We start from the raw sequence: 13,350 nt of genomic DNA, 5'->3' as shown, positions 1-13,350 counted from the left end.
GAATAGTTGTTAAGTTTAGAACTAAAATTATCATCTGTACTAAAAAATATACTTACTACCCCCATTGTACCAGATTTACTCAGTTCTTGTCAAGTTTTTTTCAGTTTAGCTAAGGAGTAGGAGTCTTTAAATATAATTTTTTTTCTAAAGCATCAATAATTGAAATAGCTAATTCATACATTACTTCTATAGCAATTTGTTCATACTTTTGATACTCAGCAATATTTGATATTTTAAAGTTTTCCCCATGAGCAATACTATTTCGATTATCCACTAATGCGTCCAATTCATTTTTATAGAAATTTGCCAGAGTACAGTTTAGCTCAACTTCATTTATATTAGATATAAATAATGTTGGTCTAAGATTAGATTGAGTACCGAGTTTCTGCGTAAAAACTAATTTTTTCTCTAGCAAAGTAGAATGAAATGTTTGTGCAAAATCCCATATCTTATCAGAAGATAAATCTTTTCTAAGTTGACCAAACTCGCTTTTAAGAGATAATTTAACAATATTGTCTTTGCATTCTTTTCTTTTAATTCCTTTTCTTGCAAGAGCTTCTAGATAGATATCCCATGCAAACTTACAAAACCCTTCATAATGTGCATAAAGCATGACACTAATTGCTCGTAAGAGGATTTTATATTGACGCGGATCTTTTTTTGTAGATGCTTGAAGGACTTGGAACTTTAATAAGCTAAGTTCTTTTTCTCTCCATTCTATATCATCTTCTAGTTGTTTAATCCAATAATCACTCATTTTCAACTAACTCTAATAGGGCATCTTCAATAGTTTTGATTCGACCTTGTAGTTTGCTTTGTTTACTTGTTCCCGAACCTGTATAGCTTTTAAAGAGATCGCTTTGTACAGTTTCAACTATTTTTTGCTTGATCGTATCATGGGATAACGTTTGAATTTTTTCTAAAACTCTAACTGTTCCGACTGTTATTGCCTCATAATAAGTAGGGGCTAGATCTCTATAGGGATTTCCATCACGATATTGTATAAAAGCGTCTTCTCCCATAGTTTGTTCTAGAAATGTAAATACTTTATCAAAGAGTGTTTCTTCCCGTTCATACTCAAAATTGTCTTCAAGAATTATCTTTTCCATATAATCATCTAACCAATCTGTTATATTTTCGTTAAACAAACCTGGAGCATTTTTACTTGCGAAAAATCTTAACACAAGTTCTTCATCACCTCTTTTTTCTCGAGCGGATCGGGATAATGTTTTGGTACAGTTTTTAAACGAAGGATGTTGAGCTTTTTCGCTCAAAAAGGTATAAAAACTAATTCCTTTATCTCCCATCATTCTAGCAGAACAATTGCGGATTTCTTGGGGTTCTAGATTTGCCCCTCCTGTATTTAATCGTTTAAACATTGCATATCGAAGAAAATCTTGACTTTTCTTTTTAATAATAACCATTCTTATTGCAGATCGCTTAATAGTTAGTTTAAGCCTTAAAGGTAATTTTTCAAATGTATAGCCATTCAAATTTTTAACTAGATCGCAGCCTTGGAGGACAAGAGGTGGAAAACTGTCTGGAGTAGAACCTAATTTCAAAATGGAAGGATTCATAAATTGAATAACTGAGCTAATTCGTTGTAAGCCATCTATAAGCTCAAAAACTGAATCCGATCGCTCAATTACAAAAATCTGTGGTATGGGAAAATTCAGTAAAATAGATTCAATTAAACGCGATTTTTGTTCGTCTGTCCAGCGAAAAAGGCGTTGATATTCAGGCTGAATAATAAACTCCTCCGCTTCATATAAGTGAACAATTTCCCCAAAAGTCATGTCAAAAGTGACGATATTCACTTCTCCAACAACTTCATCAATTTTTTCGGCAATATCAATATCAATCATTGTGTTTTTCTATTGTTTTCTGGTATTTTAGCACGAGCTAAAGAATCCGATCTAGAAAGTTTGGCACTATCCGATAATGCAGCATTAAATCAAATCTTAACCGAAGCAGAGGAAAGAATACAAAAAACGGGAGGAATTAAACATGATGATTTCTGGCGATCGCTAAAATCATAAAATACAAGTCTCTCATGGGAGGTGCGATCGAGATCGCACTGATGTGTCAGAATAGGAAAGTGCGATCGCAACAAATCCAAACTGAGAAAGTGATTGTATAATTAATATGGCAAGAAGAGATATTTATCACAATACTGTGAAACGTGCCTTAGAAAAAGATGGATGGAAAATCACTCACGATCCTTTTCCCTTGGTTGTAGGGAATAAACGCTTGTCTGTTGATTTGGGTGTAGAACGTTTGATTAGTGCAGAAAAAGGAACAGAAAAAATTGTTATTGAAATTAAGAGCTTTATCGGACAGTCTGATGTTAAAGACTTAGAGCAAGCATTAGGACAGTATACTCTATATCGTCAAGTGATGAATGAGATAAAAATCGATCGCCTTTTATATCTTGCAATTTCCCAAGATGCTTTCAAAGCGCGTTTTTACGATAGAATTAGGACAAATTCTACTTAGAAATCAAGTCCTTCGCTTAATTGTTTTCGATCCAGAACAGGAGGAAATTATTCAATGGATACCACAATAAAATACAAAGAAATCATTAAAAATATCTTACGAGAACATGCTGAATTCCGAGATTCTATTCCCGATCGCTATCATTCTCATGTTCTATTTGATGACGAAAGAGGGCGCTATTTAGTCTTAGATATCGGTTGGAGCGATCGCAAATACTTACACGCAACACCCATTCATATCGATCTGATTAACGATAAAATCTGGATTCAATATGATGATACAGAAGAAGGAGTCGCAACGGATCTAATAGAAGCCGGAATTCCCAAACAAGATATTGTTCTCGGTTTTCGCCATCCTAAAATAAGAGAACATACAGGATTTGCGGTGAGTTAAGGTAATTAAAAGAAGCGATCGCACTTTCATTAAGAAAAGCAACAAATTCTTGCTTTTTGAACAATTTTGTGAAAGCGGTTCGCACAGATATGTCAGAATACGAAAGCGCGATCGCCAATTGCCAAAAACGACTTAAGCAATATGATGCAATTCAGTAAAGGAGGAAAATCGAATGGATGAAGCGAAACGTCAACGTTTAGAAGCAGCAGGTTGGAAAGTTAGCAATACTACCGAGTTTTTACAGCTTTCCCCAGAAGAAAATACATTTATTGAATTAAAATTAGCCTTAACTCAACGATTGAAAGAATCAAGAGCGCGAGTCTTGAGTAAAATCATGAGATGTTCTAACTGTTCACTGCGGGAACTTCCGATGTTAAATCTTTTGAAGTTGCTGAAGGAGTGATTTCTAGAAATTGTACAAGAAGTTCGGAAAGGCGATCTCGTAGATATGTCAGAATAGGGAAGCGCGATCGCCTAATCATCCTCAAAGTCTGTCAATAACTCCTCTAAATCTTCATAATCATAGGGAGGACGCTTACGAACAGCTAAAATATCGATAATTTTCTCAGTTTCAGCGATCGCGTAAATTATTCGCCAATTGTCTAATCGCAATCTTCTAATTTCGGTCTCAATATCCGGAATATCTAAAACTTTACTACTGCTAGGACGCGGTGCATCTCCTAATCCTTTAATCTCTCGTTTAATTCTCTGCTTAATATTACCGGGAAGTTTTTTAATGGTTTGAAAGGTTTCCGGTGTAATATAAATTTCGTATTGACTCACTCTAACTCCTCTTCAACTTCATTCCATTTTAACCAACCTGCCTTTTGGCGATCTCCTTCTGTTTCTTGCAGGTCGTGCAAAGCCGTTTTAACAATTTGAATATCTTCTAGAGTTTCCAAGAAATTTAATAAATTGTGCCAATCTTCTAACTCTAAAATGGCCACTTGTTTTCCTTCAAGTTCTTGAAATTTTAGCGATCGCAAGAGATTAAGTGCAGTCATATAAATTCCTTCCAACTTATCATTCTTTCTATCTTAGCAAAAAATAGAGCAGAGGAGAGTGTCGCGATCGCGTAAAATATGTCAGAATGGGAGAGCGCGATCGCTCAACAGCACGAGGACAAAAGATGATTTCTAGACCTCCAGCCCTACTTCGCTTGCAATGTCACCAGCGATTAGAATTTCTTTCTAGCGACCAAAAAGCGAAGTTGAGCAAACACTTTACAGATCCCGATAAAACTGCAACGGCTCATCAATTAGCAGCACTCCTCGATCTGAATTATACCCTTGCGTTAGAAATTTTAGTCATTTTAGAAGCAGAAAAACTTTGCCAAAATCAACTTTTAATCTATCATCAATGCAAACCGAATGTTCCTGTTGCTGCAATTCCTTATGGTGAAGGTTTTCCCAATTTGCCTTGGTCTTGTCCAGCGTGCGAGAAAGAAGTTAAGAATTATGATGAATTGTTTTTTGACATTTTAGCAAAAGCTAAAGATTCAATTGAGTTTGTTTAATTAGTTTATGGCAAATCAAGAAGAATTTGTGAATGCGATTCTCTCTAACTTAGAAAAATTAGATAGAAACGATCCAGCAACAGATAAATTGGCATCTTATTGTTATACGGCTGACAAAAGACTCCCCAACTACTTAGAAAAATTTGCCAATAATCTCAATATCAAAAATCCCAGTCAATCTCAACTTAAAAAGCGAGGAAACTTATTAGAGCAAATCGTCTATCTTGTTTTTCAAGGATTGAAAGGTGCAACCAGTTTTAAAAGTTTTCAATCAGCAGGGTCTCAATACGATCTTTTAGTGACTGGAGATAACCAACAATGGATGACTGTTTGTAAATTGCTCTATCTCGATTTTACTCAACGAGGGATTATTACCGAATCTAAAGCTCGAAAAGATAAATTACAAGACAAAGATTTTGCCAGACTTTGCAGTATTATGGAGTCAAATCTAACTGGATGCGGATTGGGCATATTTTTTACTTTAGAAGGAGCAACAGGCTTTCCAATAAAAGAACAAGAAAGTAGACAAAGAAAAATTAGCGATTGTAAACTACGTCAAGTTATTTTTCATGCTAAAACTCAGAAATATATCGTTGTTTTCAATAAAGAGGAGATTCTAAAATTAGGCAAAAATGCAACATTTATAACAATGCTCACTCGAAAAATTCGTGATATACAAGAGCTTTCCGGTATTCCTCCCGAACCCGTTGAAAATTTCCAAGAAATTGATTTACCTACTCATTTGAAAGAATTAAATTAACCAAAGCGATCTCGCTTAATAATCAATTAAGTCTCTCATGGAAAGGCGATCGCACTTCTATTAAAAAAAGTAACAAACTCTTGCTTTTTAAACAATTTTGTGAAATCGCACTCCTGAAAAATAAAATTAAGTCTCTCATGGGAAAGCGATCGCGCAGATGTGTCAGAATAGGAAAGCGCGATCGCATTGTTTTAACCAAAAATAGATTGTAATGTCTTCTTTAATTCCAAGCGATCGCTCTCCTCTAATTTTCCCAATTTCCTCAGTATCAATCCTTTTTCTACCGTCATTACAACAGGTTTGATGATTGAAGGCTTAAGCAAACCTGCTGCACTCCAATCATTAACTACAATCTCTCCTAAAATGAGCGTACTTTTCAATTGGCTGGTAATTGCCATTGCGATGAGATCGATATGAATTTGATTATACATATCAGAACTGATAACAATAGCCGGACGCTTTTTGATAGTTGTTTGGTCGGTGAAAGGAAACGGAACTAAAATAACATCTCCAAACTTATAAATTGTCATATTCTGCGTCCTCAGAATTGTCCCATATTTTTGCTAATGAATTTTCTGAGAGTGTCATAGCAGAACGCACTAAAAATCGTTTTTCTCTTTGCACTAATAATTCATCAATAAACTGTTCGACAACCTCAATCTGTTCTGGAGGTAAACGACGCAGTTTTTCCAATAAAACTGATTCTGAATTTGTCATTATTCTTACATTCAGTATCGCGTCTTTGAATTTTACCGTATTCTGCGATCGCACTTCTGAAAAATAAAATTAAGTTTCTCATGGGAAGGCGATCGCGATCACTCGGTTAGTCGATTAGAATAAACAAAGAAGTGAATTGATTTTTTTTATGAGATCGCCGTTTCTTGTTGCTTGAAATACCAATAAAGATTAGCTACAGTAAAATCGGGGACTTCTAACCAATTAGAAGGTACTAAGGCTTTTCGTCCAGTATTAGTTGCCATTTGACTAATATAAACTTCAGGGTCTCGACGGGATTTGGGGTTTACCATAAAACGAAGCTGATCCCGTAATGCAAAATAGTGCGATTTCTCTTTAAAATTTTCATAGCTTGAGATTTCTTCAGGTTTTATTAAAACATCTACTTGCACGTTTTCAATGCGATCGGCTTCTAAATTTTCTAGTTCTTGCATTTCAGAGGGAGAAAGTTCTTGAATCCAATCAACATGAGCTTGCCAAGTTCTTAAAATCGCTACATCATGGTTTTTTAGTCTGGTAATTTCAGGAAACAAAAAATCAAGTTCTTCTGAAGAGTTGCAACGATCAATAATGGTTCTTAAGTCTTGGCTAATTTGGTTTTGTAGATTTTGAAGGCGATCGCTGACTGCATTCATCTCATTTTGCAAGTGATAAGTCAGAATGATAACTTGGGAAATTAGCCAACTACACTCAGCACGTCGCAACCAACCTGCTGCACTCAAGTCAGCAACCAATTGAGGATTAGTATATTCTGCCAAGGCTTGATAAAGCATTCCTCGCACAGCATCAATTTCAGCATTTCTACGAGTTGGATCGGAAACCTTCAAAGCAGATCGTAAGCGCTGTACAGCTTGAGTAAAATTACCATAGGCTTGTACGAGAACCAGACGATGTTGTTCAAATTTGATATCGTTAGCAACATCATTAATGCGTTGTAGAATTGCCGATTCTTGATCTTTTAAAGCCTGTTTTAAATCCAAAAAGCCATCTTTAACTTCTAGACGTAAGTTCTTGACATCTTCTCTAAGTTTTAGAATTTGCCAAAGGTTGACGGCTGAAAGGGCAACACCTGCAACGGTACCCACACCAATAAATGCAGTGGTTGTTTGTAGCACTCCAATACTAGCTTGAACAAGATTCAATTCTCCCAAAACTTTCTGAAATCCTCGGTGGGTTTGAATCATCTGTATACCCCCCATTATAAATCCCACAGGATTTACAACCCCAATTAAAGGATTTAAGCCAGTTCCAACGGCATGAGCAATAAAACGGCCAGTTGCAGCATCACGAACCATCCCAAGGGCAACACCATTGGAAGTTACTATCTTGAGTGTCCCATTGATTAAACCAGCCATGTGTTCGGGACGGAAAGTAAAAAGCAAGTTTGAGGGAAGCATTGTACTTAATTAATGTAGGTAACAAAATTTTACATTATAGGCTTACCTAGTATACTATACTTTGCTCATAAGGTTATTTCAATTGTTATATCTTATGAAAGATTTGAAAAAGCATCCCGAAACTCTTGCAATACTTAGCAATATCACAAATAAAAAAATTGATCCTGCTATCTTTAGCCCCTCAATTTTTTTTCTAGCAAGTTTAATCCCTATTCTATTAGGGACTATTTATGCTGATGGTACGATTACCAGTGAAGAGAAACAACAATTTCAGAAAGTAATCGATCGCTTGACACCTGCGGGAATTGACGAGTTTCAATGGGTACAATTACTGATTACAGGAACGCAAAAGCAGCAAATCCATACAAGTATCGAGAAATTATTCTTACTAACCCAACCATTATCTGATGGAGAAAAAATGTTTTGTGTTGCTTTAGCTTATCAAGTTGCGTCTTGTGAAGGGACAGTCGGTGATAGGGAAAAATCATACTTAACAGCAATATCTAAGAAAATTGGAATTCATACAGAACACTTAGCTGTTATAGAATCTGGATTTGGACGCAATACATCTCCAGATTCTAGAGCAATTTTAAATGTTCGTTCGTTACTCAAGTTAGAAGACTTTAAACACCTCGAACCAATTTTCTGTGATGAAGTTAGAAAAATCTTACAAAAATTACCTCACCAAAAAGAAAGTGATACAAATGATACAAAATTCTATTCTAAGACACTCCAAAAATCCGCAAATAAAGTTACAGAATTATTACAACTATGCCTTAGCGAATTAACAAAAGCAAAAGAGAAATTACAAACACAAACTGATGGAAGTAAAATTAGTCAAGAACAAATTTGGCTGAAAATTGGTGAATGCAGTGGCTGTTATAGTCAATTGAACAATATAGTCAATGAAGATAAAAAAAGGTTGAAATCAGAAACTATACAAAATTGGAATGAGTATATAAGTGCATTAAAAGAATCTGTTCAGTGGAAATATTTAAGAAGTTTACCTATCCAAGAAAATGAGATAGAAGACAAGACAAAAATAACTGAAGAATATGCGAATCATGCAACAAAAACAATCAAAAATGAGATTGAAGTTTGGATAGATAAAATTTTGCAAGATAGACTAAAAACTGTTAAAAAATGTCTAAAAATTATCTCTCAAAATATTGAATTCATACACGATCAGAGCAACCAAACTCTAGCAAAATCTCTTATTATAGAGCTTGAAAAAGTGAATTCTAAGCAAAATTTTTCGGAACATATTTCAAAAGAATTGAGCAATACAGAAGACTCATTTAATGTGTTTGAGCTTGCATCTGATTTCACAGATTCTGTCTTAGGAAGTATGAGTGGATTCGTAGGAAAGTTTGGAATTGGTGGGCATTTACTTCCTCAGCAAACTTCTATTTCGCAAAAAGTATTTGATAAAGTTTGGGAAAAGTTTAATCAGTCTCAAGAAAAGCTGATTGAAAAAATAAGTGACGTGATAGAAATGGCGATCATTCAGAGAGTTCAATCAGTTTCTGAACTAGCACACAAGACAATTTTATTATACGAAAATTTTCTAGAAATACAAGAACAGTTTCAACAAAGAACTCCTGAACAACGAGAACAAGAAATGCTATGGATTGAACAAAAAAACAAACATATTGATGAATTACAAACTCAAATTAGAGTAGTTTTAGATTAACTGATAGAGTTGAAAAAAAATAGTTGCAACAAAACTATGATGGTTTTTGGCGATCGCACTCCTGAAAAATAAAATTAAGTCTCTCATGGGAAGGCGATCGCACTCCTGAAAAATAAAATTAAGTTTCTCATGGAAAGGCGATCGCGCAGATATGTCAGAATAGGAAAGCGCGATCGCATTGGTTGGTGCGATTGTAAATATTGAACAACCTTCCGTTACACTCGTAAGGGAAGGGTCGCCGATTCAAATCCAGTCGAGGGCTTTTTTTGGTAAACAATTATGAATAATTATGACGGCTGTGAATTCTGCTTCTGGGACAATTGAACTGACACCCAGCTATACTTTACCGTTAGCGGTAGTAATTGGGTCGTTACCGTTAATTCTCTTTCTGCCTTGGCTGGGAGGTGCGATCGCCCTTTTTGGTTTATTTCTCCTCTTCCAAGCCGCTACCCTGCGCTTGCGCTTTGGCAAAACAGCGTTAGATGTCTATCGAGGAGAAAAATTAATCCGCCATTTTCCTTATCAAGACTGGCTAAATTGGCGAATTTATTGGCATCCTGTTCCCATTTTGTTCTATTTTAAAGAAGTTAAAAGCATTCATTTTCTGCCCGTTCTTTTTGACCCTCAAGCCTTGAAAAACTGCCTAGAACCGTTACCTCGCGTTGATTGATGAATTCAGACGAACATTCTCTCCCCGAACAAGAATCTAGCAATTGGCCTTCTGAAGATGCAGCCGAGGAAAGCAAGCTACAACCCCTCCCTGAATTAACAACTTTGGGGACTTCCTCTGCAAGTTCTTCCTCTGAGTCGAAAGCAGTCAATTTAGAAAATTTAGAATTAGGATCTTCTCCCGCAGTATCCGAACCGGAAACCGCTTCGGCAGATGTCCCCTTACAACCCTTGCCCGATCGCGTATCCCCCGTTGTCAAATCATCAGAAACTCAGCCAGAAATATCTTCCTCAGAAACATCAGAAACAGAGGAAATATTAGCAAGTGCTGAGGAAAAACCGGAAGATGTAGAAATTGAATCGGTTGCTTTTCGGGTTATCGAAGCAGAACCCATTCCTCCCGAAGAAGACAATACAGAAAACCGACAACGTAAAGAAACTCTCAAGGAAAGTATTGCCGATCTAGAACAGCGCAAAGCCTCACTCGAAGCTGAAGTGAATGCCCTTGATAGGAAACGAGAACTTTTGCTGGCCTCGGAAACAACTGCTGTGCAAGAGGCGATCGCCTCGATGATTCTTAGTGGAACAAAAGAACTGGAAGAACGGCGAGAAAACTTACAAGCGGAACTCGAAAAACTGTACAAACGACGCGATCGCGTGCGAGAAGAAATTAGTAAGAGTTTCTCGGGAGTTTCCCAAGATATCTCCATTCGCGTTCAGAGTTTCAAAAACTATCTGGTGGGAAGCCTGCAAGATTTAGCGACCACTGCCGAACAATTGGACTTACCGGAATATCGCGCCCCCCGAGAACAACCACCCCGAGAAGGGCGATCGCCACGCATTTCCGAACCAGAAGCCCCCAACCCCCAATTTGCAAAACAAGGCTTTAAAGAACAGCAACGGCAAATTAATAGTATTCTCGATCGCTATCGCACTCGTCCCGACTATTACGGTCCCCCCTGGCAACTGCGGCGAACATTTGAACCGATTCACGCAGAACGAGTGCAACAGTGGTTTTTTAAACAAGGGGGACGCGGTACCGTGCGATCGATGGGAAGTCGCTTGCAAAATATCCTTATTGCCTCGGCGACAATTTCCTCACTCCGGCAAATCTACGACGATCGCCTGCGAATTCTAGTCCTTGCCAATACACCTGAACGCTTAGGAGAATGGCGCAGGGGTTTACAAGACTGTTTGGGCATTTCTCGTAGCGATTTTGGACCAAACCGAGGCATTAGTTTGTTTGAGTCGCCAGAAGCCCTTGTACAGAAAGCCGATCGCTTGGTTGAGGAGAAGCAACTTCCCTTAATCCTGATGGATGAAACCGAAGATATGGTAAATTTATCCCTGTTGCAATTCCCCTTGTGGCTGGCATTTGCCCCAGATCCCACCCAAATTTCTAGCTATGGGTATTAATTTGCAAATTGAGTGATAGGATAACTGTTAATCTCGCATAGAGTTGGATCGAATTTGCAGTTGGCAATTATGCCTGCCTCAAAATTGGGCAGGCAGGACGAAATTTAGGTTTTGTAGTGTTGTATTGTGAATTAAGCAATTTTTTGCGTTTTCTCTCAGGTAATAACCTGGGTAATAATTTGGGTAATAACCTTGTACTCGAAACTAATCTTCAAGAGGCAAGGTTAAGTCACCCCTGTTTTTATTAAGAATTTATTCCGATCGCGTTGGCAGGTCTGCTAACTGAAAATCTGTCGGATAAAACTGAATTAACACCGTTTTTTTACAAATTGGGGAATTTGTCAATGGCTTGGATAATTTGCGGATGTTTTGGGTTAACCGCTTATTTGTTAGGATCTTTACCTACGGGATATTTAATCGCTAAATCCCTCAAAGGAATTGATATTCGGCAATGCGGTTCTGGTTCGACGGGGGCAACAAATGTATTACGAAGCGTCGGCAAAGAAGCGGCGATCGCAGTATTGGCGATTGATATTTTGAAAGGCGCGATCGCCTTACTTTTCGTTCGTGTATTTTATGAGATGACCAACGGCGATCTTTTACCTTTAAGTTGGCAACCTTGGTTAGTAACTTTAGTAGGTATATTAGTTATTCTCGGTCATAGCAAATCTATTTGGCTACAATTTAAAGGAGGAAAATCTGTAGCAACCAGTTTGGGGGTTTTATTTGTTATGAATCCTTTGGTTGCTTTGGGAACTTTAACCGTTTTTGGACTGGTATTGGCACTCCGTCATATTGTTTCTTTAGGTTCTATCTCTGGGGCATTTGCGGTTAATATTTTGATGGTTTTCTTTCATCAACCCCTACCTTATTGCCTCTTCGCAGCCATTGCAGGGTTTTATGTTATTATACGCCATCGCAGTAACATCGAACGCTTGCTAATAGGTACAGAACCTGCGATCGGCAAACAAATCTAAATAACTCAATGTTAGACAAATGTTAAACAATAGGGGCAATATTCTACAATTGTAGAGTATTGCCTTGTCAGTTATTTTTGAATGTTTAGATTCCAATTGTAATCGAGATAGCGAATTTCATATTCTCCCGCTTCTAGGTATTGGCGATCGCGATCGCTAACATAGTTACTGATAAAGTTTAAAGTTGCCCGTTGTTTGTTATTACCCGTAAATTTGCCTTCTTCTACACTATAATCTTTTTCCCAATCGCTACCAAACCAATCAAAAAGAGAAGAGAGAGAAACAATATTTTTTTCGCGATCGATTTGCATACCGTGAGGGCTAGAAATCCAGTTTTGTGTTTGTTCTTCTAGTTGTTCCTCTAATTTCTCTCCAGTATAGGGTTCAGTTCGGAGAATGGGACAACTAATCGAAGCGCAATTAATGACAGCATGAATTCGCGGTTCATTATAATTAGGTCGTAAGGTTTTATGTTCGATATCATCTAAAGTTTTGGATTGTTCAGCAATTTGGAAACGGCGGCCTTTCCAAACCCCTAAAATATCCTTAATACTACTTTTTAAAGGTTCTTGATCGATAATGGATTGTAAAGTAAAAGAATTATAAGCATTAGTCCAAAATGCGATTTGTTCCTTTTCATTCCAAGAATCATACATTTCTTGGGAAACCAAAGCGAGAGATTGATTAAAGCGATCTAGTTTTTGTCGATTGAGTTGTAGTCCTTTATAATCCACAAAACCATCCTCATCAACATAGGTTTTCAGAACATCGGCATATTCATCGTAAGTAAAATTAAAATCTTGCGATCGCGTTTCTTCGATCGCATTTTCTGGAGTAGCCGCTTGTAGAAAAGGGAGAGAATTGCATCCCGTGAGAAGAGGAAGCGTAAAACCGACAATAATAAGATATTTAGTTAAATTCATGGTTTTAAGAAAGAGTTTGGAACTTACTACTATGTTTATAAGCTGTTAATCATTCAAATTTCTGGCTCGATCTAAGCTGTCAAAAGGGTTCAGCCTGTAAAATCGGCGCTTTAAATGCGTAACAGCTTAACTATCTTTATCCCATGACGATCTGAGAAAATCCTGAAAAGGCTATAAGTTTTTAAAAACAGCGAAAAGGCCATAAGTTTTTAAAAACAGCGAGCAAGATGCTCCCACTACCTCACCGATCGGGTATTGTAGTGGGAGCGTCTCGCTCCCTAGAGTTCTAATTATTCGAGAAACTAGAGTTCTAATTATTCGAGAAACTAGAGTTCTAATTATTCGAGAAACTAGAGTTCTAATTATTCGAGAAAC

The 13,350-nt window shown here is 37.1% G+C and carries 17 protein-coding genes and 1 pseudogene; 10 read left to right on the top strand and 8 right to left on the bottom strand.

The genetic code is table 11. From position 1 onward, the window contains the following. Positions 1 to 109: 109 nt before the first annotated feature. Positions 110 to 757, bottom strand: coding sequence for an MAE_28990/MAE_18760 family HEPN-like nuclease (locus tag JUI58_RS09250; protein ID WP_204103484.1), 648 nt, complete (start codon positions 755 to 757; stop codon positions 110 to 112). Beyond that, entirely contained in the window at positions 750 to 1,865 is a 1,116-nt protein-coding gene (locus JUI58_RS09245; RefSeq protein ID WP_239121357.1) for a DUF262 domain-containing protein, read from the bottom strand. Before JUI58_RS09245 ends, JUI58_RS09250 begins: the two co-directional genes overlap by 8 nt. A gap of 12 nt (positions 1,866 to 1,877) precedes the next feature. Between JUI58_RS09245 and JUI58_RS09240 the strand changes: the two genes are divergently transcribed. The 4 genes and pseudogenes from JUI58_RS09240 (at position 1,878) to JUI58_RS09225 (ending at position 3,292) form a co-directional block, all read left to right on the top strand. Further along, on the top strand, positions 1,878 to 2,039 hold the full coding sequence (locus JUI58_RS09240) for a hypothetical protein (RefSeq protein WP_204103483.1): 162 nt from the start codon (positions 1,878 to 1,880) through the stop codon (positions 2,037 to 2,039). A 106-nt stretch (positions 2,040 to 2,145) separates the two neighbouring features. Then, positions 2,146 to 2,566, top strand: a pseudogene (locus tag JUI58_RS09235) (element excision factor XisH family protein). After that, positions 2,551 to 2,889 carry a XisI protein gene (locus JUI58_RS09230; RefSeq protein WP_204103481.1) on the top strand — a complete coding sequence of 113 codons (339 nt, stop codon included), beginning with the start codon at positions 2,551 to 2,553 and terminating at the stop codon, positions 2,887 to 2,889. Before JUI58_RS09235 ends, JUI58_RS09230 begins: the two are co-directional and overlap by 16 nt. A gap of 172 nt (positions 2,890 to 3,061) precedes the next feature. Continuing rightward, positions 3,062 to 3,292: a hypothetical protein gene (locus tag JUI58_RS09225; protein ID WP_204103480.1), complete on the top strand. Its 231-nt coding sequence runs from the start codon at positions 3,062 to 3,064 to the stop codon at positions 3,290 to 3,292. 71 nt (positions 3,293 to 3,363) lie between these two features. Here JUI58_RS09225 and JUI58_RS09220 read toward each other — a convergent pair whose 3' ends face one another. Next, entirely contained in the window at positions 3,364 to 3,672 is a 309-nt protein-coding gene (locus JUI58_RS09220; protein WP_204103479.1) for a type II toxin-antitoxin system RelE/ParE family toxin, read from the bottom strand. Then, a complete protein-coding gene (locus JUI58_RS09215; RefSeq protein WP_204103478.1) occupies positions 3,669 to 3,893 on the bottom strand; it encodes a hypothetical protein in 225 nt (74 codons plus the stop codon). The genes JUI58_RS09220 and JUI58_RS09215 overlap by 4 nt, the downstream gene beginning before the upstream one ends. A gap of 86 nt (positions 3,894 to 3,979) precedes the next feature. On the opposite strand from JUI58_RS09215, the gene JUI58_RS09210 reads away from it, so the two are divergent. Together JUI58_RS09210 and JUI58_RS09205 are read left to right on the top strand one after the other, a co-directional pair. Beyond that, a complete protein-coding gene (locus JUI58_RS09210; protein ID WP_204103477.1) occupies positions 3,980 to 4,405 on the top strand; it encodes a hypothetical protein in 426 nt (141 codons plus the stop codon). 7 nt (positions 4,406 to 4,412) lie between these two features. Beyond that, positions 4,413 to 5,165, top strand: coding sequence for a hypothetical protein (locus JUI58_RS09205; RefSeq protein WP_204103476.1), 753 nt, complete (start codon positions 4,413 to 4,415; stop codon positions 5,163 to 5,165). 191 nt (positions 5,166 to 5,356) lie between these two features. Here JUI58_RS09205 and JUI58_RS09200 read toward each other — a convergent pair whose 3' ends face one another. The 3 genes from JUI58_RS09200 to JUI58_RS09190 all read right to left on the bottom strand — a co-directional run bounded on the left by JUI58_RS09200 (position 5,357) and on the right by JUI58_RS09190 (position 7,297). Continuing rightward, a complete protein-coding gene (locus JUI58_RS09200) occupies positions 5,357 to 5,695 on the bottom strand; it encodes a type II toxin-antitoxin system PemK/MazF family toxin (RefSeq protein ID WP_204103475.1) in 339 nt (112 codons plus the stop codon). After that, positions 5,682 to 5,882: a hypothetical protein gene (locus JUI58_RS09195; RefSeq protein ID WP_204103474.1), complete on the bottom strand. Its 201-nt coding sequence runs from the start codon at positions 5,880 to 5,882 to the stop codon at positions 5,682 to 5,684. The genes JUI58_RS09200 and JUI58_RS09195 overlap by 14 nt, the downstream gene beginning before the upstream one ends. A gap of 146 nt (positions 5,883 to 6,028) precedes the next feature. Then, positions 6,029 to 7,297, bottom strand: a complete 1,269-nt coding sequence (locus JUI58_RS09190) for a hypothetical protein (RefSeq protein WP_204103473.1) — start codon at positions 7,295 to 7,297, stop codon at positions 6,029 to 6,031. 94 nt (positions 7,298 to 7,391) lie between these two features. On the opposite strand from JUI58_RS09190, the gene JUI58_RS09185 reads away from it, so the two are divergent. From JUI58_RS09185 to plsY, 4 genes are all read left to right on the top strand, one after another. Further along, positions 7,392 to 8,990 (top strand): TerB family tellurite resistance protein, encoded by a 1,599-nt coding sequence (locus JUI58_RS09185; RefSeq protein WP_204103472.1) that lies wholly within the window; start codon positions 7,392 to 7,394, stop codon positions 8,988 to 8,990. Between the two features lie 289 nt (positions 8,991 to 9,279). Beyond that, positions 9,280 to 9,660 (top strand): DUF3119 family protein, encoded by a 381-nt coding sequence (locus tag JUI58_RS09180; protein ID WP_204103471.1) that lies wholly within the window; start codon positions 9,280 to 9,282, stop codon positions 9,658 to 9,660. After that, complete coding sequence (locus JUI58_RS09175) at positions 9,660 to 11,075, top strand: DUF3086 domain-containing protein (RefSeq protein WP_204103470.1); 1,416 nt, start codon at positions 9,660 to 9,662, stop codon at positions 11,073 to 11,075. Before JUI58_RS09180 ends, JUI58_RS09175 begins: the two co-directional genes overlap by 1 nt. 344 nt (positions 11,076 to 11,419) lie before the next feature. Beyond that, complete coding sequence (gene plsY, locus JUI58_RS09170; protein WP_204103469.1) at positions 11,420 to 12,052, top strand: glycerol-3-phosphate 1-O-acyltransferase PlsY; 633 nt, start codon at positions 11,420 to 11,422, stop codon at positions 12,050 to 12,052. A 71-nt stretch (positions 12,053 to 12,123) separates the two neighbouring features. Here the strand turns inward: plsY and JUI58_RS09165 are convergent, their stop codons facing one another. Beyond that, positions 12,124 to 12,975, bottom strand: a complete 852-nt coding sequence (locus tag JUI58_RS09165; RefSeq protein ID WP_204103468.1) for a DUF547 domain-containing protein — start codon at positions 12,973 to 12,975, stop codon at positions 12,124 to 12,126. Between the last annotated feature and the right edge of the window lie 375 nt (positions 12,976 to 13,350).

Origin of the sequence: Spirulina sp. CCY15215, assembly GCF_016888125.1 — a bacterium.
Lineage (GTDB): Bacteria > Cyanobacteriota > Cyanobacteriia > Cyanobacteriales > Spirulinaceae > CCY15215.
Note: the sequence above shows the minus strand (reverse complement) of the source record. Positions and strands in the feature narration are given on the sequence as shown.

What these genes read in the sequence shown, in the direction of transcription:
- JUI58_RS09250 (WP_204103484.1), bottom strand. Translation starts at nt 757, where the DNA reads ATGAGTGATTATTGGATTAAACAACTAGAAGATGATATAGAATGGAGA.
- JUI58_RS09245 (WP_239121357.1), bottom strand. Translation starts at nt 1,865, where the DNA reads ATGATTGATATTGATATTGCCGAAAAAATTGATGAAGTTGTTGGAGAA.
- JUI58_RS09230 (WP_204103481.1), top strand. Translation starts at nt 2,551, where the DNA reads ATGGATACCACAATAAAATACAAAGAAATCATTAAAAATATCTTACGA.
- JUI58_RS09225 (WP_204103480.1), top strand. Translation starts at nt 3,062, where the DNA reads ATGGATGAAGCGAAACGTCAACGTTTAGAAGCAGCAGGTTGGAAAGTT.
- JUI58_RS09215 (WP_204103478.1), bottom strand. Translation starts at nt 3,893, where the DNA reads ATGACTGCACTTAATCTCTTGCGATCGCTAAAATTTCAAGAACTTGAA.
- JUI58_RS09210 (WP_204103477.1), top strand. Translation starts at nt 3,980, where the DNA reads ATGGGAGAGCGCGATCGCTCAACAGCACGAGGACAAAAGATGATTTCT.
- JUI58_RS09205 (WP_204103476.1), top strand. Translation starts at nt 4,413, where the DNA reads ATGGCAAATCAAGAAGAATTTGTGAATGCGATTCTCTCTAACTTAGAA.
- JUI58_RS09200 (WP_204103475.1), bottom strand. Translation starts at nt 5,695, where the DNA reads ATGACAATTTATAAGTTTGGAGATGTTATTTTAGTTCCGTTTCCTTTC.
- JUI58_RS09195 (WP_204103474.1), bottom strand. Translation starts at nt 5,882, where the DNA reads ATGACAAATTCAGAATCAGTTTTATTGGAAAAACTGCGTCGTTTACCT.
- JUI58_RS09190 (WP_204103473.1), bottom strand. Translation starts at nt 7,297, where the DNA reads ATGCTTCCCTCAAACTTGCTTTTTACTTTCCGTCCCGAACACATGGCT.
- JUI58_RS09185 (WP_204103472.1), top strand. Translation starts at nt 7,392, where the DNA reads ATGAAAGATTTGAAAAAGCATCCCGAAACTCTTGCAATACTTAGCAAT.
- JUI58_RS09180 (WP_204103471.1), top strand. Translation starts at nt 9,280, where the DNA reads ATGACGGCTGTGAATTCTGCTTCTGGGACAATTGAACTGACACCCAGC.
- JUI58_RS09175 (WP_204103470.1), top strand. Translation starts at nt 9,660, where the DNA reads ATGAATTCAGACGAACATTCTCTCCCCGAACAAGAATCTAGCAATTGG.
- plsY (WP_204103469.1), top strand. Translation starts at nt 11,420, where the DNA reads ATGGCTTGGATAATTTGCGGATGTTTTGGGTTAACCGCTTATTTGTTA.
- JUI58_RS09165 (WP_204103468.1), bottom strand. Translation starts at nt 12,975, where the DNA reads ATGAATTTAACTAAATATCTTATTATTGTCGGTTTTACGCTTCCTCTT.